The organism is Paracoccus versutus (genome assembly GCF_029909795.1).
GTDB classification, from domain to species: Bacteria; Pseudomonadota; Alphaproteobacteria; order Rhodobacterales; family Rhodobacteraceae; genus Paracoccus; species Paracoccus versutus.
Genome location: NZ_CP038197.1, coordinates 1,322,903 through 1,339,879, shown reverse-complemented (window position 1 = coordinate 1,339,879; position 16,977 = coordinate 1,322,903). Strand labels below are relative to the sequence as shown.

Here is a 16,977-nt window from a genome sequence, read left to right as displayed (position 1 = left end):
AAGATGGATGGATAAAGGCCGGAGCGCCAAGGCCCCGGCCCCTGTCGTTTCTTGGGGAGGAGAACGATGGCCTCAGCCGAAATGCAGTCGCAGGACCGCGCCGCATCGCCAAGGCTTTCCGCCGACCGCGTCCGCGAGATCCTGATCGTGGACGACCATCCGCTGATGTGCGACGCCCTGGCCCTGACGCTGAAGATCAGCTTCGGGCTCAGGAACGTGCGCACCGCCCGCAGCCTTGCCGCCGCGCTGGAACAGATCCGCAACCAGGGCGCGCCGGATGCGGTGATCCTGGACCTGAACCTGCCCGATGCCAGGGGCGCCGAGGGGCTGGTGACGCTGCGCCGCCAGATCCCGGATGTGCCGATCACCATGATCTCGGCCGATCTGGAAAACGCCATGATCTCGGCCGCGATGGCGGCGGGGGCGCAGGGCTATATCAGCAAGTCGCTGGGCCGCGAGGCGCTGGTGGACAGCCTGCGCCGCATGTGGGAGGGCGAGCGGGTGACGCCCGACAGCTACCAGCCCGACCATGCCGGCGCCGAGGACGCGGCCCGCGCCGAGCTGGCCCGCCGCTTCGCCACGCTGACGCCGCAGCAGATGAAGATCCTGCGGCTGATCTGCCAGGGCAAGGCGAACAAGGAAATCAGCTACGAGCTGTCCATCGCCGAGGCGACGGTCAAGACCCACATCACCGCGATCATGTCCAAGATCAACGCCCGCCGCCGCACCCAGGCGGTGCTGCTGGCCAATAGCGTCAGGCTGTTCGAACCGGCATGAGCGCGGCCTCGCCCGAACCCTGGCCCGGCGCGCGGTCCGAGGCGCGGCCGGCCGTGCCGCCGCCCGCGCCCGTCGCCGTCTCGGTGCCGGCCGCCGGCGACGACACCGCCCGGCGCATCGCCGCGGCCATGGCGCCGCTGGACCCTGCGCTGGTGCTTTTGTTCGGCATGCCGGCCGAGGGGCTGCCCGCCCTGGGCGGCGCGCTGCGCGAGGCGCTGGGGCAGGGCTGCCGGATCGTCGGCTGTTCCTCGGTCGGCGAGATCGGCCCCGGCGGCTATTGCGCGCAGACGGTGACGGCGCTGGGGTTCCCCTCGGCCAGCTTCCGGGTCGGGGTCTGCGTGCTGCGCGACCAGGCGCTGGTGCCGGTGTCGGAATGGATGGCGACGCTGCGCCGCTTTCACGGCGATTTCCGCCCCGACCTGCGCCGCTCCAGCTTCGGCGTGCTGCTGGCCGATGCGCTGGCCCGGCAGGAGGACGTGCTGACCGCGACGCTGGACGCGGCGATCCCCGGCCTGCCGATCGTCGGCGGCTCAAGCGCCGAGGGCATGGGCTTCGGCCCGACCTGCCAGATGGTCGATGGCGCCGCCCATCCCGGCGCGGCGCTGTTCCTGCTGGTCGAGACCGACCTGGCGGCGGCCGAGGTTTCCTTCCAGCATTTCAGCCCGACCGACCGGCGCGCGGTCGTCACCGCCGCCGACCGCCACAACCGCATCATCCTGGAGCTGAACGACGAGCCGGCGGCGCAGGAATATGCCCGGCTGGCCGGCATCCCGGTCGAGGCGCTGACCCCGACCGAATTCGCCCGCCATCCCTTGCTGCTGCGCACCGGCAAGCGCCATCACGTCCGCGCCATCCGTGCCATCACCCCCGAGGGCGGCCTGCAGCTTTTGTCCGGGATCGAGGCGGGCAGCATCCTGACGCTGGGCCGGGCCATGGACATGACCCGCGGCTTTGCCGAGGCGCTGGACGCGCTGCCGCGCCCGCCGCTGATGGTGCTGGGCTTCGACTGCGTGCTGCGGCGGCTGGCGCTGGAACGCGCCGGCATGGACGGGCAGATGTCGGAGCTTCTGGCGCGCTATCGCGTCGCCGGCTTCAACACCTATGGCGAGCAGCACAGCGGCATGCATGTGAACCAGACCTTCGTCGGCATGGCCCTGATGCCGCCCGCGCCGGGCTGAGCCATGTTCCTGCGCGACGAGGATCCCCCCGCCCGGCGGGTCGAGAAGCTGACGCGCATCGCCGATGTGCTGGTCGAGCGCATCGACCGGCTGGAGGAAAGCCGCGGCTCGGCCTGGTCCATGTTCCAGGCCGCCGTGGCGCTGGAGCAGGAGGTGCAGGCCCGCACGCGCGAGCTGGAACAGGCGCTGGCCGACCTGTCCGAACGCAACCGCGAGCTGGCCGTCGCCCGCGCCTCGGCCGAAGAGGCGAACCGCTCGAAGACCCGGTTCCTGCGCGCGGCGAGCCACGACTTGTTGCAGCCGCTGTCCGCCGCCAAGCTGTTCCTGTCGGCGCTGAAGGACACGCCGCTGGACGAGTTCCAGCGCGAGCTGACCGGCCGGCTTTCCGGCGCCTTCGAATCGGTCGAGGAGCTGATGCACGCGGTGCTGGACATCTCCCGCCTGGACAGCCAGCGCATCGAGTTCCAGCGCAAGCCCGTCGACCTGGGCGAGCTGTTCCGCCGCCTGGCCGTCGAATATGCGCCCATGGCCGAGGCCAAGGAGCTGCGGCTCAGCTTTGCGCCGACCTCGGCGGTGGTGGAAAGCGATCCGACCTTTCTGCGGCGGATCGCGCAGAACCTCGTCTCCAACGCGATCAAGTATACCGACCGTGGCGGCGTGCTGGTCGGCGTGCGCAAGCGCGGCGAGCGGGCGTGGCTCGAGATCTACGACACCGGCATCGGCATCGCCGCCACCGACCGCGCCCGCGTCTTCGACGAGTTCCAGCGCATCGGCCGCGAGGGCGGCGCGCCCGGCATGGGGCTGGGCCTGTCCATCGTGCGCCGCGCCTGCGCCAAGCTGGGCCATCCCATCGCCATGGACAGCGAGCCGGGGCGCGGCACCGTCTTTCGCGTCAGCCTGCCACTGGTCGCGCCGGGGGGCGAGGCCGCGCGGCCCGAGGGCGCCGGCCAGGGCCCGCATCTGCGCGGCCGGGTGGCGCTGGTGGTCGAGAACGACGACGCCATGCGCCGCGCCCTGCAACTGGTGCTGCAGGACCGGCTGGGCATGGTCGCCCGCGTCTCGGGCGGCATCGCCGAGGCTCTGGCGCAGATGGGTGACGAGCCGCCGGACGTGGTGATCGCCGACTACAACCTCGACAATGGCGACACCGGCCTGCAGGCCATCGCGGCCTTGCGCAAGGCGGCCGGGCAGGCGGTGCCGGCCATCGTCGTCTCGGCCCGGCGGGGGCCGGAGCTGGGCGGCGCCTGCCAGAAGATGGGCGTGCCCCTGCTGGAAAAGCCGGTGCGCCCCGAGGACCTGCAGGCCATGCTGCAGCGGATGCTGGCCTAAGACCAAAGCAGCAGGCAGCCGGCGGCGGGCTTTCGCCGCGGCCCGGACGGGGGCAGGGTCGCTGACAGGGAAGGAAGGACCGGGATGAACGTCTTGCGAGGACTGGCGCTGATCGCGCTGCTGGCCACGCCGCTTCGGGCGGGCGAGGCGGGCGACCTGGTCTTTGCCGAGCGCGGGCCCTGGGATCTGTCGCAGGGACCGCTGGTCTGGACGCTGCGCCAGACCGGCCCCGAGGTTGGGGGCTTTGCACCGCTGGGCGAGGGCACCGTCACGCTGGCAGCCGTCGCCCCGGACGCCGCGGACGGCCCGCCGGCGCTGGAGCTGACCGAGCAGACGCCGCGCATCACGCGCAGGATCGGCCCCTTCCCGGCCTCGGGCGGCGATCCGGCGCTGACCTTCTTTCTGGAAACCATCGCGCGGGACATGGCGGCGCTGACCGGGGGCAGCCCGTTCTATATCCGCAACCGGCTGAAGGATGCGTTGTTTCGCGACGGCGCGGTCCGGCGCGAGGGCGAGGCGATCGTCGCCGTCTTCACGCCCTTCGCGCAGGACGAGAATCGCGGGCGCATGGCCGGCTTCGACACGCTGGAGCTGCGCTTCACCCTGGACGATCCGAAGCGGCCGATCCGGCGCATGCTGGCCGAGACCGGCCCGCTGGCCGGCGGGCGGCCGGCCTATCACAGCGAAATGGTGTTGAAATGATCCGGGCGACCCTGACGGCAGCCCTGACGCTTTCGGCCGGAATGGCCTGGGCGCAGGCGATCAACGACTATCCGACCAATGCGCGGGCCGATTACGTCTTCGTCTGCATGGCGGCGAACGGCCAGACCCGCGAGATGCTGGAGCGGTGCAGCTGCGCCATCGACCAGATCGCCGAGATCCTGCCCTATGACGACTACGTCAAGGCCGAGACGGTGCTGGCCATGCGCCAGACGCCGGGCGAGCGCGCCGGCATCTTTCGCCAGGGCATCGCCGTCAACGACATCGTCGCCAATTTCCGCCGCGCCGAGGCCGAGGCCGAGATCCTCTGCTTCTGAACTGGACAATCCGCGCGCCCCGCGCTTCCTTGGCGGCGAGCTGAACAGGAGGGAAGCCATGGATCTGGGGATCAGGGGCAAGAAGGGGCTTGTCTGCGCCGCGTCGAAGGGGCTGGGCCGGGCCTGCGCCGAAGCCCTGGCCGAGGCCGGGGTCGATCTGGTCGTCAACGCCCGCGGCGCAGAGGCGCTGGAGGCGGCCGCGCGCGACATCGCGTCGCGACATGGCGTTTCGGTCACGCCGGTCGCCGCCGACATCACCACCGAAGAGGGCCGCGCCGCCGTGCTGGAGGCCCTGGCCGGTCAGGCCGACATCCTGGTCAACAATGCCGGCGGCCCGCCGCCCGGCACCTGGACCGACTGGTCGCGCGAGGATTTCATCAAGGCCATCGACGCCAACATGCTGACCGCCATCGCGCTGATGCAGGCGCTGGTGCCGGGCATGATGGAGCGCGGCTGGGGCCGGGTGGTCAACATCACCTCGCAATCCGTGCGCTCGCCCATCGCGGTGCTGGGGCTGTCGAACACCGCCCGCGCCGGGCTGACCGGCTTTGTCGCCGGCATGTCGCGGCAGGTGGCGCCGCATGGCGTGGTGGTGAACAACCTGCTGCCCGGCATCCATGCCACCGACCGCGCCGTCAGCCTCGATTCGGGCGTGGCCAGGGCCGAGGGCATCGACCTCGACGAGGCCCGCCGCCGGCGCGAGGCGACGATCCCGACCCGCAGCTATGGCCGCCCCGAGGATTTCGGCGCCGCCTGCGCCTTCCTGTGCAGCCAGCAGGCGCGGTTCATGGTCGGTCAGAACATCCTGCTGGACGGGGGCGCGCTGAACGTCACGGTCTGAAAAACCGGGCGGCAGAAGGCTCTTGCCAGAATCCTGCCGCCCGGCTACGACGAAAGTCGGAAATCGGGAGACATTGGCGAAAAGCCAGGGCCGAAGGAGCAACCGCCCCAGGAATCTCTCAGGCAAAGGGACCGTTTTCCGCCGAACGCTCTGGAGAGAGGCGGCATCAGCCGCCCGCCGAAGGGATAACGATCTCAGGCGCCCCCGCTTCGGGGTAGGGACAGAGGGGGCATCGCAGCGGCCGGGACAGGTCCGTCCGCAGAAAAGGGGGATGCCCATGGCCGAGTTTCGGCGCACGACGCTATACGACCTGCACCTTTCGCGCGGCGCGAAGATGGTGCCCTTTGCCGGCTGGGAGATGCCGGTGCAATATCCGATGGGCGTGCTGAACGAGCATCTGCATACCCGCGCCCATGCCGGGCTGTTCGACGTCAGCCACATGGGCCAGGTGATCCTGCGCGGGCCGGGCGCGGCCGAGGCGCTGGAGGCGCTGGTGCCCGCCGACATCCTAGGCCTGGCCCAGGGGCGGCAGCGCTACGGGCTGTTCACCAATGAGGCGGGCGGCATCCTCGACGACCTGATGATCGCCAACAAGGGCGACCACCTGCTGCTGGTGGTGAACGCCGCCTGCGCCGAGCAGGACATCGCCCATCTGCGCCAGCTGGAGGCGCGGGGGATTTCGGTCGAGCCGGTGACGGATCGCGGGTTGCTGGCGCTGCAGGGGCCGGAGGCCGAGGCGGTGCTGGCGCGGCTGGTTCCCGGCGTGGCGGCGATGCGCTTCATGGACGTGGCCGAGTTCGACTGGCAGGGCGCGACGCTCTGGGTCAGCCGCTCGGGCTATACCGGCGAGGACGGGTTCGAGATTTCCGTGCCCGAGGACCGGGTGGTCGCCCTGGCCGAGGCGCTGCTGGCCGAGCCCGAGGTCGCGCCCATCGGGCTGGGCGCCCGCGACAGCCTGCGGCTGGAGGCGGGGATGCCGCTTTACGGCCATGACATGGACGGCTCGACCCTGCCCGGCGAGGCGGGGCTCGGCTGGTCGATCCCCAAGGCGCGGCGCGCCGGCGGCGCCCGCGCGGGCGGCTTTCCCGGCGCGGATGCCGTGCTGGAGGAACTGGTCCGAGGCCCCGCCCAGAGCCGCACGGGCCTGCGCCCCGAGGGCCGCGCGCCGATCCGCGAGGGGGTCGGGATCTTCGACGCGGCCGAGGGCGGCGCCCTGCTGGGCAAGGTCTGCTCGGGCGGCTTCGGCCCCTCGGTCGGCGGGCCGATCGCCATGGCGATCCTGCCCGCGCGGCTTGCCCCCGGCGCCACCGTCTGGGCCGAATTGCGCGGCCGGCGGCTGCCGGTGACGATCACCCCGCTTCCCTTCCATCAACCAAGCTACAGGCGCTGAGAGGCCAGGCATGTTGAAATACACCGAAGACCACGAATGGTTGAAACAGGACGGCGACGAGATCGTCGTCGGCATCACGGCGCATGCCAGCGAGCAGCTGGGCGACGTCGTCTTCGTCGAACTGCCCGAGGTCGGCCGCGAGGTCGAGGCGGGCGAGGAGATCGTGGTGATCGAATCGGTCAAGGCGGCCTCGGACATCGTGGCACCGGTCGCGGGCGTCATCACCGCCGTCAACGAGGCGCTGCCCGACGCGCCCGGCGCGGTGAACGAGGACCCGATGGCGGCCTGGTTCTTTCGCATCAAGCCGGCCTCGGTCGACCTGTCCGGTTTCCTGGACGAGGCGGGCTACCAGGCGCTGATCGGCTGAGATTGCCGGGCCTGGCGGCCCGGCGGAAGCCGGGGGCTGTCTGCCCCCGGACCCCCGAGAGTATTTGGAGAACGGAGAAAGGCGGGCGTTTCGGGCCCGCGCGATCTCCGGGACCGTCCCCGTGGATATACTGATGCATCGAGGCCAGTGATGGGTAAATGGACCCCGACCGACTATGATCCCGACGATTTCGCCAATCGCCGCCACATCGGGCCGTCCCCGGCCGAGATGGCGGCGATGCTGAAGGTCGTGGGCGCCGAGACGCTGGATGAGCTGATCGGCCAGACCGTGCCGGCCAGCATCCGGCAGGCCGAGGCCCTGGACTGGCCGGCGCTGTCCGAGGCGGCGCTTTTGCAGCGCATGCGCGAAGTGGCGGCCAGGAACCGGGTCATGACCAGCCTGATCGGGCAGGGCTATTACGGCACGGTGACGCCGCCCGCGATCCAGCGCAATATCCTGGAGAACCCGGCCTGGTATACCGCCTACACCCCCTATCAGCCCGAGATCGCCCAGGGCCGGCTGGAGGCGCTGCTGAACTTCCAGACCATGGTCGCCGACCTGACCGGGCTGCCGGTGGCCAATGCCAGCCTGCTGGACGAGGCCACTGCCGCCGCCGAGGCCATGGCCATGGCGCAGCGCGTGGCGAAGTCCAAGGCACCTGCGTTCTTCGTCAGCGAGAACCTGCATCCCCAGACCATTGCCGTGATCGAGACCCGCGCCGCGCCGCTGGGGATCGAGATCGTCCGCGGCACGGAATGCGATCCGTCGGCCGTGTTCGGGGCGATCTTCCAGTATCCCGGCACTTTCGGCGAGGTCCGGGACTATACCGCCGAGATCGCGGCGCTGCATGCCGCGGGCGCGGTGGCGATCATGGCGACCGACCTGCTGGCGCTTTGCGTGCTGAAGGAGCCGGGCGCGATGGGCGCCGACATCGCCATCGGCTCGGCGCAGCGCTTCGGCGTGCCCATGGGCTATGGCGGGCCGCATGCCGGCTTCATGGCCTGCCGCGACGAGATGAAGCGCGCCATGCCGGGGCGGATCGTCGGCGTGTCGATCGACGCCAAGGGCAACCGCGCCTATCGCCTGTCGCTGCAGACGCGCGAACAGCATATCCGGCGCGAGAAGGCGACCTCGAACGTCTGCACCGCGCAGGCGCTGCTGGCGGTGATGGCGAGCTTCTATGCCGTGTTCCACGGGCCGGTCGGCCTGCGCGCCATCGCCCAGCGGGTGCATCTGAACGCGGCGACGCTGGCCGAGGCGCTGCGCGCCGCCGGGGCCGAGGTCCAGCCCGAGGCGTTCTTCGACACCATCACCGTGCGGGTGGGCGTGGGGCAGGCGGGGATCCTGGCCGCCGCCCGGCATCGCGGCATCAACCTGCGCCAGGTCGGGCGCGACCGGGTCGGGATCTCGGTCGACGAGACCACGGATGCGGGGGTGATCGCGTGGGTGCTGGACGCTTTCGGCATCACCGACCCGGCCCGGCCGGCCGCGACGCCCGCGATCCCCGAGGCGCTGATCCGCGAAAGCGACTACCTGACCCATCCGGTCTTCCACATGAACCGGGCGGAATCCGAGATGATGCGCTATATGCGCAGGCTCAGCGACCGCGACCTGGCGCTGGATCGGGCGATGATCCCGCTGGGTTCCTGCACCATGAAGCTGAACGCCGCTGCCGAGATGATGCCGATCACCTGGCCCGAGTTCGGTGCGCTGCATCCCTTTGCCCCCGAGGACCAGGCGGCCGGCTATCACGAGGTCTTTGCCGACCTGACCGAGAAGCTGTGCGCGATCACCGGCTATGACGCCTTTTCCCTGCAGCCGAACAGCGGCGCGCAGGGGGAATATGCCGGGCTGCTGACCATCGCCGCCTATCACAAGTCGCGCGGCGAGGATCGCGACATCTGCCTGATCCCGGTCAGCGCCCATGGCACCAACCCGGCCAGCGCGCAGATGGCGGGGATGAAGGTCGTGGTGGTGAAATCGGCGCCGAACGGCGACATCGACCTGGAGGATTTCGCCGCACATGCGGCGAAGGCTGGCGACCGGCTGTCGGCGGTGATGATCACCTATCCCTCGACGCATGGCGTCTTCGAGGACACGCTGCGCGAGGTCTGCCGCATCACCCATGACCATGGCGGCCAGGTCTATATCGACGGCGCCAACATGAATGCGCTGGTGGGGCTGGTGCGGCCGGGCGAGATTGGCGGCGATGTCAGCCACCTGAACCTGCACAAGACCTTTGCCATCCCGCATGGCGGCGGCGGTCCCGGCATGGGGCCCATCGGGGTCAAGGCGCATCTGGCGCCCTTCCTGCCCGCCGATCCGCGGACGGGTTCGGGCGCGGTCTCGGCGGCGCCTTGGGGGTCTGCCTCGATCCTGCTGATCTCCTGGGCCTATATCCTGATGATGGGCGGCGCCGGGCTGACGCAGGCGACGCGGGTCGCGATCCTGAACGCGAATTATGTCGCCAGCCGCCTGGCCGGCGCCTATCCGGTGCTGTTCATGGGCAATCGCGGCCGGGTGGCGCATGAATGCATCCTGGACACCCGCCCCTTCCAGGAGCATGGCGTGACCGTGGACGACATCGCCAAGCGGCTGATCGACAACGGTTTCCACGCGCCGACGATGAGCTGGCCGGTCGCCGGCACGCTGATGGTCGAGCCGACCGAATCGGAAACCAAGGCCGAGATCGACCGGCTGGTCACCGCCTTCCTGGCGATCCGCGACGAGATCACCGAGATCGCCGAGGGCCGGATCGGTGCCGAGGCGTCGCCCCTGCGTCATGCGCCGCATACGGTCGAGGATCTGGTCGCCGACTGGGACCGCGCCTATTCGCGCGAGCAGGGCTGTTTCCCGCCGGGCGCCTTCCGGGTGGACAAGTACTGGCCTCCGGTCGGGCGGGTGGACAATGCCTATGGCGACCGCAACCTGGTCTGCACCTGCCCCCCGGTCGAGGATTATGCCGAGGCGGCAGAGTGATGCGTCCTGCCCCGCCGATGTTTCGGCGGGGTTTTCCCGCGGCAGGGGGCAGAGCAGAAAGCTTCGAAACAGGTCTTGCGGCCCCTTGACAAGCCCCAGCGCTTGCGCGAGATAGCACGCCCATGGGGCCGTAGCTCAGTTGGTAGAGCGCATCGTTCGCAATGATGAGGTCAGGGGTTCGATTCCCCTCGGCTCCACCAGAAAATCCGCATAGAATTATGTTTTTATAGGGTTTTCTGTGGGGTTTCCCGCATTCATCCCATCATCAAGGCCGGTCACGTTTCTGGTCTTGGCGAGGCCGAGAAGATTTCCTCGCCAGACTATGCGATGCCTCATGGAATTGGGCGAAAGTCGGGGCTTTCGATTCGGTGCAACGGGTGCAAATATTCCCCTGCACATCGCCTGATTCTGAAATCGACCCCTCGATAGAACCCGAAATCATTCAGCCAAGTAACGCCACAGACATTGCCCACATCGGGCACTTTCCGATTGGTACGCTGCTTCGACGGCTTGGGTGGCTCTCTCTTGACCACAGTGCAATCTGACTTGCCAATGGCTTAGGCGACGAGGAACGGGTCTTTTCCAATCTTCTGCATTTCGGTGGAATTCAGGTAGGAAGCATAGCCGTGAGCAACAACATGACGGCGGAACGTCACGTCGATCTTCTCTCCTATCCCCCATGCCAGCGCGCCAGTCCCCGCCCGCCGCGTAGCGATCAGCCAACCATGGGATGACGATGCAGACTGTGGCTCCGAACGCACTGTTTTCATCCCGGAAGCTCCCCTTTCAACGCGTCCACCTCGGAGTATGTTTTTGCCATAAAGGAGGGGTGCAACGGCACAGAAGCGGCACAAGCCAGATGAGATCGTGGCAAAGCCGCAGCGGTTGAAGTGCTGCGCAGCCAGGCGGGCTGGGTAGTCAACGACAAGCGGATCGGCTGATGGAGCTTTTAACCCAGCTGGATCAGGACGTTGATATAATGATCTAACCGCGCGTCTCACGCGGCACCGGAGCCATATCCATTCTTGTATTTGGATAACGAAAAAGGTGGGTGTGGGTTTATTCCACGGCCGCCTTTCATTGAAGTGTCAGGTTCTAAGTGCAGAGATTGCGGAATTTTCCCATCGCAGTTGACGAGCCTTTCAGGCTATACGATCGCGAAGCTGCTTTCATCCTTACCGTTGCGGCGCCTTTTCCGATCAAGGTTTTCTCCTGTTTTTAGCTCGGCGGTTTATTTTTTGCCCTCTTGGGTGTAGTTTTTGATTTTATCCCTTTGAACGATTTTTTACCGCGCCACGAACGTGCGCGACATGAATAAAGTAAATAGGATAATGGTAGAAAAATGCGCTAACACCATTCCCCAGTGTGGATAGATCGGCTTTGGCAGCCTTCCAAGATCATCTGACATCCGGCAGCTATACCAGTATCGTATATTCTGGTCGCCCACTCAGAATAACTCGCCCCGCCAGAAGTGATTATATAATTCCCAGTGTAGCCGTTAAGGTCGGACATGCCGGTAGTCAGCCGATCGATAGGGCTATCGCTGCGGGAGCGGAAACCAGGTCAAGCATCGCAACGTAGTGATTTGCGTTGCTTATGGCAGAAATAGCGGCGCCGCCAAAAACAGCTACAGGCAAGATCTAGATGGAAAGGCTTGTCAGCCCCATGATCGGCTTGGATGTTTCAGGGGCGCGGATCGTGGGCGCGCGCATGGCGAAAATGAACTCGATCACATTCATTTCCTTGAAGATGCCGATTATCATTTCCCTCGAGGCTTCATTTACGAAGTGGTCACCAAGGGCGATGGCGGGGGGAGCAGCGCGAGCAGGGCAATAAGACCGACAATCGTCCTTATCAGGAACGCGGTTGAGAGAACTCTATCGATTTTACCAATCCAATTCATGGGCCTTCTCCTGATTGTGTCGCAGCGATATTCAGCATGCCGGCTTAGGGTATTGTGGGGAGTCAATAATTACATGGGCCGCACCGAAACATCGGTGCGGCTCACGGATGGATTGAGGGCAGATGACAGGTTCACCTCCAGGATGAGGGTAATCACAGATCGAGGATGTGTCGCCGATTTCCTCCTGATAGCGTCGTGCATAATCGACAAAGAGCTGAAAATAAGCATCAAGATTGGCCTTTGCCGTGCTCATTATCCCAGAGGGCGAACTGAATGCGTTTAGCGCGATCGCCCGAAATACCCGTGCCAAATTCAATGATCGGGGCGACATCGCGCCGGCCGTTCTCATTAATGTTTTTAATCCCGGTCTCATCGTGTCCTTTGCCGATATACTCATAGCACTCATGCTCTTGATCAGCGCTATCGAGAACTTGAACGCCGTTCGCAAACTGCCGCCGATACTTTTGCCTAACCGTGGTGATCTGAAGCGGAGGGACACCAATCTTCGCCGTCAGATCAGCAACAATCTCGCTGATGCGCGGCTGATCAAATTGGCCGTAGTATTGGATCGTACGCGATGCCCTCAAACTGATGCCTGGAGGAAGGAGCGGATAATTCATCCGGATCCGTTCACTGGTGCGATTGTTCCGCCCAAAGACACGTTTTAGCTCACACCGTCCCGGATATTCGATCTTGATAGGTGTCGATGTCGGCATATGGAATATCATCTTATATTCTTTAAAGGGTGCGCTTGTGTCACTATTGTTCAAGCTCTCAAGAACGGACGGTTCTCTGCCTTTGTCGGCCATATCTTGCGGCGCATATGCTGCAAGGGCAACTTTGACCTGATCAGGCTTGTGGCCGGGCGCTATTCCCAAAATGTCCGGAGGTTCGCGCGGCCTAAGCGGCAGATCCTTCCCGCCGGGCCGGCCCTTCGACCCTGGAGGGATCGCCAGGCGGCCGACCTGACAAGCAGCGCGCCTGGCGGATCGACCCTAGCCCGCCTTGCCGGGGTCGTGGCCCAGCAGGCGCAGGGCATTGAGCGTGACCAGCACGGTCGCGCCGGTGTCGGCCAGGATGGCGATCCACAGCCCGGTGATGCCGAGGACCGAGGTCACCAGGAACACCGCCTTCAGCCCCAGCGCGATGGCGACGTTCTGGCGGATGTTGCCCATCGTCGCCCGCGCCAGCCGGATCAGCGCCGGAACGTCCGCCACCCGGTCGCGCAGGATCGCCGCATCCGCCGTCTCCAGCGCCACGTCGGTGCCCGAGCCCATCGCCACCCCGACGCTCGCCTGCTTCAGCGCCGGGGCGTCGTTGATGCCGTCGCCGATCATCATCACGCCCCCCTGCGCGGCCATCTCGCGGATCGCGGCCAGCTTGCCTTCGGGCAGCATCCCGGCGCGATGGTCCATGCCAAGGGCGCCCGCGATGGCCTCGGCGGTGCGCGGGTTGTCGCCGGTCAGCATGACCGCGCCGACATCCAGCGCGCGAAGCTGGGCCATCGCCTCGGCGGCATCGGCGCGCGGCTCGTCGCGCATGGCGATCAACCCCAGGGGGCGGCGCGCGCGAAAGACCGCGACCACGGTCTTGCCCTCGCTTTCCAGCGCGGTGGCGCGGCGGATCGCATCGGCTTCGATTCCGCCCTGCTCGGCGGCATGGCGGGGCGAGGAGACCCATGCGGGCTCGTCCGCGACGACCGCCTCGACCCCCCGGCCCACCAGCGCCCGCGCCTCGCGCGCGGGCAGCGGGGCCACGCCCGCCTCGGCGGCACGCGCCAGGATGGCCTGCGCCAGCGGATGGCTGGAGCCGGCCTCGACCCCGCCCGCCACCGCCAGCAGCCCGGCCTCGTCCACGCCGGCGGCCGGCACCAGGTCGGTGACCACCGGCCGGCCATGGGTCAGCGTGCCGGTCTTGTCGAAGGCGACTTGGTTGACCTTGGCCGCGGCCTCGATCACCGCGCCGCCCTTCATCAACAGCCCGCGCTTCGCCCCGGCCGAGAGCGAGGAGGCGATCGAGGCCGGGACCGAGATCACCAGCGCGCAGGGGCAGCCGATCAGCAGCAGCGCCAGGCCGCGATAGATCCAGCTCCCCCAGTCCGCGCCGAATGCCAGCGGCGGCACCAGCACCACCAGCGCCGAGACCGCCACCACGGCGGGCATGTACCAGCGGCTGAAGCGGTCGATGAAGCGCTCGGTGGGGGCGCGGGCTTCCTCGGCCTCCTCGACCAGGCGGATGATGCGGGCGATGGTGTTGTCCGCAGGCTCGCGCATGACGCGCACGCGCAGCGCCGCCTCGGTATTGATCGAGCCGGCGAAAACCCCGTCCCCCGGTCCCTTGGTCACCGGCACGCTCTCGCCGGTCACCGGGCTGTCGTCGATGCCGCTCGTGCCCTCGGCGATCGCGCCATCGGCGGGGATGCGGTCGCCGGGACGGACCAGCACGACCTGGCCGATCTCCAGGCTGTTGGCGGGAACCTCCCGCGTCTTGCCGTTCACCTCCAGCAGCGCGGTCTTGGGCACCAGATCGGCCAGCGCCCGGATGCCGTCGCGCGCACGGCCGGCGGCGACGCCCTCCAGCACCTCGCCCAGGGCGAACAGGAACACGACCAGCGCCGCCTCCTCGGCCGCACCGATGAAGAGGGCGCCGACGGCGGCGATGGTCATCAGGCTTTCGATGGTGAAGGGCTGGCCCATGCGCAGCGCCGCGAAGGCGCGCTGCGCCACCGGGGCGACGCCGATCACGCAGGCCAGCAGGAAGGCCCAATAGCCCCATTCGGCCGTGGTCAGCAGTTCGAAGGCCCAGGCCGCCGCCAGCAGCACGCCGGTCATGACGACCAGCCGGCCCTTGGCGGTGCGATGCCATCTCTGGCCGCGGGCAGCGCCATGGTCGTGGCCATGCGTGGCCGGGACGGCTGCCGGTGCCACGGCCGCCGCAGGCGCGGCATCGGGCAGCACGAAGGCCTTCTTGCGCGGTGCCTCCTGCCCGCGCGGCGCGATGCCAAAGCCCAGGCGCCGAACCGTGTCCTCGATCTGGTCGCGGCTTGTCCCGTCCGGGTGCAGCGTCAGCGACAGCTTCTCGGCCATCAGCCCGACCGAGACCTCGCCCACCCCCGGCATCCGCTCGACCGCCGCGGCGATCTTGCGGGTGCAGGCGGCGCAGTCCATGCCCGTCACCGTCCATTCGACCCGTTCGGCATTTTCGTCACGCATCGTTCATCTCCTGCCCGCGCAGACCGCGGACCCTTGTCCTCGATGATTCGGGAACCTAGGTGCTCCAGCAACTAGAGCTTCAAGGGGTTTCTCATGCTCTCCATCGGAAAACTCAGCCGGGCGACCGGGGTGAAGGTGCCGACGATCCGCTATTACGAGCAGATCGGCCTGCTGCCCCAGCCCGAGCGGACGGCGGGCAACCAGCGGCTTTACGCGCCGAAGGTGCAAGAGCGGCTGGCCTTCATCCGCCACGCCCGCGACCTGGGCTTTCCGCTCGAGGCGATCCGCGAGTTGCTGAGCTTGTCGGACCGGCCGGACATCCCCTGCGCCGCCGCCGACGAGATCGCCGGCCGCCAGCTTGCGGCGGTCAATGCCCGCATCGCCCGGCTGACGGTGTTGCGCGACGAATTGCAGCGCATGCTGGCGCAATGCGCCTGCGGCACCATCGCCGACTGCCGGGTGATCGAGGTGCTGGGCAACCATGCGCTTTGCACCCATGACCACGGCGCGGCGGGGCAGGGCGAGCCGGCCTGACAGCGGGATGCGACTGATGGCCTCGGGCCCCCTTCCCCCCGCCGCGCCGAAAGCCTAGATTGCCCCCATGCGCTGGACATTGCCCAATATCCTGACCGTTTTGCGACTTGCGGCCGCGCCGCTGGTGCCGCTGATGTTCTTTTTCCTCAGCCGGCCGTTCGCCGATTTCGCGGCGCTGGCGCTGTTCCTGGTCGCGGCCGTGACCGACTGGTTCGACGGCTACCTGGCCCGCGCCTGGGGCCAGGAAAGCCGCTTCGGTGCCGCCATGGACCCCATCGCCGACAAGGCCATGGTCATCATCGCCGTGGTGGTCATCACCGGCTATTCCGGCATGAATCCCTGGCTGATCCTGCCTGCGACGGTGATCCTGTTCCGCGAGGTCTTCGTCTCGGGCCTGCGCGAATTCCTGGGCGACAAGGCCCGGCTGCTCAAGGTCACCAAGCTTGCCAAGTGGAAGACCACGGCGCAGATGGTGGCCATCGCCGTGCTTTTCCTGGGCACCGGGCTGAACTATTATGAAACCGGCCACCCGCCCCTGGTGGGCGAGACCAGCCTGCCCTGGTCCGACAACTGGTCGGACCTGGCGACCCAGGCCGGGCTGGCGCTGATCTGGATCGCCGCGGTGTTGACCGCGATCACCGGCTGGGACTATTTCGCCAAGGCCCGGCCCTTCCTGAGGGATGACCATGGCGCTTGACGTGCTGTATTTCGCCTGGCTGCGCGAACGCATCGGCCAGCCGCGCGAGCGGATCGAGACCGAGGCCGCGACCGTGCGCGATCTGGTGGCGCAGCTTGCCGCCATGGATGAATGGCATGCCACGGCGCTGGCCGACCTGTCGGCGGTGCGCGTGGCCGTCGACCAGGAACTGGCCGACCTGGACGCGCCCCTGGCGGGGGTGCGCGAGGTCGCCTTCTTCCCGCCGATGACCGGGGGCTGAGATGTCGGCCAGGGTCCAGGCTGCGCCTTTCGAGCTTGCCGCCGAACTGGCGGGCTTCGGCGCGGGCTCGGGCGCGGTCGTCACCTTCACCGGGCTTGTGCGTGACGAAGGCGGCCGGCTGGTCGCGCTGGAGATCGAGCATTACCCCGGCATGACCGAAAAGGCGCTGGCCGCCTATGGCCAAGAGGCAGCGCGGCGCTTTGCGCTGGACGACTGGCGCATCCTGCACCGCCATGGCCGGCTGGCGGTGGGCGAGCCGATCATGATGGTCGCCACCGCCGCCCGCCACCGCGCGGCGGCCTTCGAGGCGGCGGAATACCTGATGGACTGGCTGAAATCCCGCGCCCCCTTCTGGAAGCGCGAGATCGGCCCGGACGGCCCCGGCGCCTGGGTCGATGCCCGAGCCGAGGACGAGGACGCGCTGTCGCGGTGGCAAGGCTGACGTTGCAATCCCGCCCTGCGGCGATCATATAGGGCGCGGACCAGACGACC

General features: G+C 67.7%; 16 protein-coding genes, 1 tRNA gene and 1 riboswitch. Of the genes, 14 read left to right on the top strand and 3 right to left on the bottom strand.

Annotation, left to right across the window (positions count from 1 at the left end):
- Window positions 1-66: 66 nt before the first annotated feature.
- From E3U25_RS17855 to E3U25_RS17810, 10 genes are all read left to right on the top strand, one after another.
- Entirely contained in the window at window positions 67-777 is a 711-nt protein-coding gene (locus E3U25_RS17855; protein ID WP_036757120.1) for a response regulator transcription factor, read from the top strand.
- A complete protein-coding gene (locus E3U25_RS17850; protein WP_116222015.1) occupies window positions 774-1,955 on the top strand; it encodes an FIST N-terminal domain-containing protein in 1,182 nt (393 codons plus the stop codon). The genes E3U25_RS17855 and E3U25_RS17850 overlap by 4 nt, the downstream gene beginning before the upstream one ends.
- 3 nt (window positions 1,956-1,958) lie before the next feature.
- Complete coding sequence (locus E3U25_RS17845; protein WP_116222016.1) at window positions 1,959-3,284, top strand: ATP-binding response regulator; 1,326 nt, start codon at window positions 1,959-1,961, stop codon at window positions 3,282-3,284.
- 84 nt (window positions 3,285-3,368) lie between these two features.
- Window positions 3,369-3,986, top strand: coding sequence for a hypothetical protein (locus E3U25_RS17840; protein ID WP_116222017.1), 618 nt, complete (start codon window positions 3,369-3,371; stop codon window positions 3,984-3,986).
- Window positions 3,983-4,321 carry a hypothetical protein gene (locus tag E3U25_RS17835; protein ID WP_036757127.1) on the top strand — a complete coding sequence of 113 codons (339 nt, stop codon included), beginning with the start codon at window positions 3,983-3,985 and terminating at the stop codon, window positions 4,319-4,321. The genes E3U25_RS17840 and E3U25_RS17835 overlap by 4 nt, the downstream gene beginning before the upstream one ends.
- Window positions 4,322-4,379: 58 nt before the next feature.
- On the top strand, window positions 4,380-5,162 hold the full coding sequence (locus tag E3U25_RS17830; RefSeq protein WP_116222018.1) for an SDR family oxidoreductase: 783 nt from the start codon (window positions 4,380-4,382) through the stop codon (window positions 5,160-5,162).
- Between the two features lie 54 nt (window positions 5,163-5,216).
- Window positions 5,217-5,306: riboswitch (glycine riboswitch) on the top strand.
- A 133-nt stretch (window positions 5,307-5,439) separates the two neighbouring features.
- Entirely contained in the window at window positions 5,440-6,552 is a 1,113-nt protein-coding gene (gene gcvT, locus E3U25_RS17825; protein ID WP_116222019.1) for a glycine cleavage system aminomethyltransferase GcvT, read from the top strand.
- Window positions 6,553-6,562: 10 nt separating this feature from the next.
- Window positions 6,563-6,919 carry a glycine cleavage system protein GcvH gene (gene gcvH / locus E3U25_RS17820; protein ID WP_081750479.1) on the top strand — a complete coding sequence of 119 codons (357 nt, stop codon included), beginning with the start codon at window positions 6,563-6,565 and terminating at the stop codon, window positions 6,917-6,919.
- Between the two features lie 150 nt (window positions 6,920-7,069).
- A complete protein-coding gene (gcvP, locus tag E3U25_RS17815; protein WP_116222020.1) occupies window positions 7,070-9,898 on the top strand; it encodes an aminomethyl-transferring glycine dehydrogenase in 2,829 nt (942 codons plus the stop codon).
- Between the two features lie 124 nt (window positions 9,899-10,022).
- A tRNA-Ala gene (locus E3U25_RS17810) sits at window positions 10,023-10,098 on the top strand.
- Window positions 10,099-10,455: 357 nt separating this feature from the next.
- Here E3U25_RS17810 and E3U25_RS17805 read toward each other — a convergent pair.
- The 3 genes from E3U25_RS17805 to E3U25_RS17795 form a co-directional block, all read right to left on the bottom strand.
- Window positions 10,456-10,668, bottom strand: a complete 213-nt coding sequence (locus tag E3U25_RS17805) for a hypothetical protein (RefSeq protein ID WP_140848908.1) — start codon at window positions 10,666-10,668, stop codon at window positions 10,456-10,458.
- A gap of 1,360 nt (window positions 10,669-12,028) precedes the next feature.
- Complete coding sequence (locus E3U25_RS17800) at window positions 12,029-12,517, bottom strand: hypothetical protein (protein WP_208861601.1); 489 nt, start codon at window positions 12,515-12,517, stop codon at window positions 12,029-12,031.
- Window positions 12,518-12,796: 279 nt separating this feature from the next.
- A complete protein-coding gene (locus E3U25_RS17795; protein ID WP_116222022.1) occupies window positions 12,797-15,013 on the bottom strand; it encodes a heavy metal translocating P-type ATPase in 2,217 nt (738 codons plus the stop codon).
- Between the two features lie 93 nt (window positions 15,014-15,106).
- Here E3U25_RS17795 and E3U25_RS17790 point away from each other — a divergent pair, with 93 nt between their 5' ends.
- The 4 genes from E3U25_RS17790 to E3U25_RS17775 all read left to right on the top strand — a co-directional run bounded on the left by E3U25_RS17790 (window position 15,107) and on the right by E3U25_RS17775 (window position 16,927).
- The gene (locus tag E3U25_RS17790; RefSeq protein WP_116222023.1) at window positions 15,107-15,547 is read left to right on the top strand and encodes a MerR family transcriptional regulator; all 441 of its coding nucleotides are present in this window, start codon (window positions 15,107-15,109) and stop codon (window positions 15,545-15,547) included.
- A 67-nt stretch (window positions 15,548-15,614) separates the two neighbouring features.
- A complete protein-coding gene (gene pgsA, locus E3U25_RS17785) occupies window positions 15,615-16,244 on the top strand; it encodes a CDP-diacylglycerol--glycerol-3-phosphate 3-phosphatidyltransferase (protein WP_036758991.1) in 630 nt (209 codons plus the stop codon).
- Window positions 16,234-16,485 carry a molybdopterin converting factor subunit 1 gene (moaD, locus tag E3U25_RS17780; protein ID WP_036759065.1) on the top strand — a complete coding sequence of 84 codons (252 nt, stop codon included), beginning with the start codon at window positions 16,234-16,236 and terminating at the stop codon, window positions 16,483-16,485. Before pgsA ends, moaD begins: the two co-directional genes overlap by 11 nt.
- Window position 16,486: 1 nt before the next feature.
- Window positions 16,487-16,927 carry a molybdenum cofactor biosynthesis protein MoaE gene (locus tag E3U25_RS17775; RefSeq protein WP_072461677.1) on the top strand — a complete coding sequence of 147 codons (441 nt, stop codon included), beginning with the start codon at window positions 16,487-16,489 and terminating at the stop codon, window positions 16,925-16,927.
- Window positions 16,928-16,977 lie beyond the last annotated feature (50 nt).

Excerpts from the sequence above, each read along its gene's own strand:
- gcvP (WP_116222020.1), top strand. The coding sequence starts at position 7,070 with ATGGGTAAATGGACCCCGACCGACTATGATCCCGACGATTTCGCCAAT.
- E3U25_RS17855 (WP_036757120.1), top strand. The coding sequence starts at position 67 with ATGGCCTCAGCCGAAATGCAGTCGCAGGACCGCGCCGCATCGCCAAGG.
- E3U25_RS17850 (WP_116222015.1), top strand. The coding sequence starts at position 774 with ATGAGCGCGGCCTCGCCCGAACCCTGGCCCGGCGCGCGGTCCGAGGCG.
- E3U25_RS17835 (WP_036757127.1), top strand. The coding sequence starts at position 3,983 with ATGATCCGGGCGACCCTGACGGCAGCCCTGACGCTTTCGGCCGGAATG.
- E3U25_RS17805 (WP_140848908.1), bottom strand. The coding sequence starts at position 10,668 with ATGAAAACAGTGCGTTCGGAGCCACAGTCTGCATCGTCATCCCATGGT.
- gcvH (WP_081750479.1), top strand. The coding sequence starts at position 6,563 with ATGTTGAAATACACCGAAGACCACGAATGGTTGAAACAGGACGGCGAC.
- E3U25_RS17845 (WP_116222016.1), top strand. The coding sequence starts at position 1,959 with ATGTTCCTGCGCGACGAGGATCCCCCCGCCCGGCGGGTCGAGAAGCTG.
- pgsA (WP_036758991.1), top strand. The coding sequence starts at position 15,615 with ATGCGCTGGACATTGCCCAATATCCTGACCGTTTTGCGACTTGCGGCC.
- E3U25_RS17800 (WP_208861601.1), bottom strand. The coding sequence starts at position 12,517 with ATGCCGACATCGACACCTATCAAGATCGAATATCCGGGACGGTGTGAG.
- E3U25_RS17775 (WP_072461677.1), top strand. The coding sequence starts at position 16,487 with ATGTCGGCCAGGGTCCAGGCTGCGCCTTTCGAGCTTGCCGCCGAACTG.
- E3U25_RS17840 (WP_116222017.1), top strand. The coding sequence starts at position 3,369 with ATGAACGTCTTGCGAGGACTGGCGCTGATCGCGCTGCTGGCCACGCCG.
- gcvT (WP_116222019.1), top strand. The coding sequence starts at position 5,440 with ATGGCCGAGTTTCGGCGCACGACGCTATACGACCTGCACCTTTCGCGC.
- E3U25_RS17795 (WP_116222022.1), bottom strand. The coding sequence starts at position 15,013 with ATGCGTGACGAAAATGCCGAACGGGTCGAATGGACGGTGACGGGCATG.
- moaD (WP_036759065.1), top strand. The coding sequence starts at position 16,234 with ATGGCGCTTGACGTGCTGTATTTCGCCTGGCTGCGCGAACGCATCGGC.
- E3U25_RS17790 (WP_116222023.1), top strand. The coding sequence starts at position 15,107 with ATGCTCTCCATCGGAAAACTCAGCCGGGCGACCGGGGTGAAGGTGCCG.
- E3U25_RS17830 (WP_116222018.1), top strand. The coding sequence starts at position 4,380 with ATGGATCTGGGGATCAGGGGCAAGAAGGGGCTTGTCTGCGCCGCGTCG.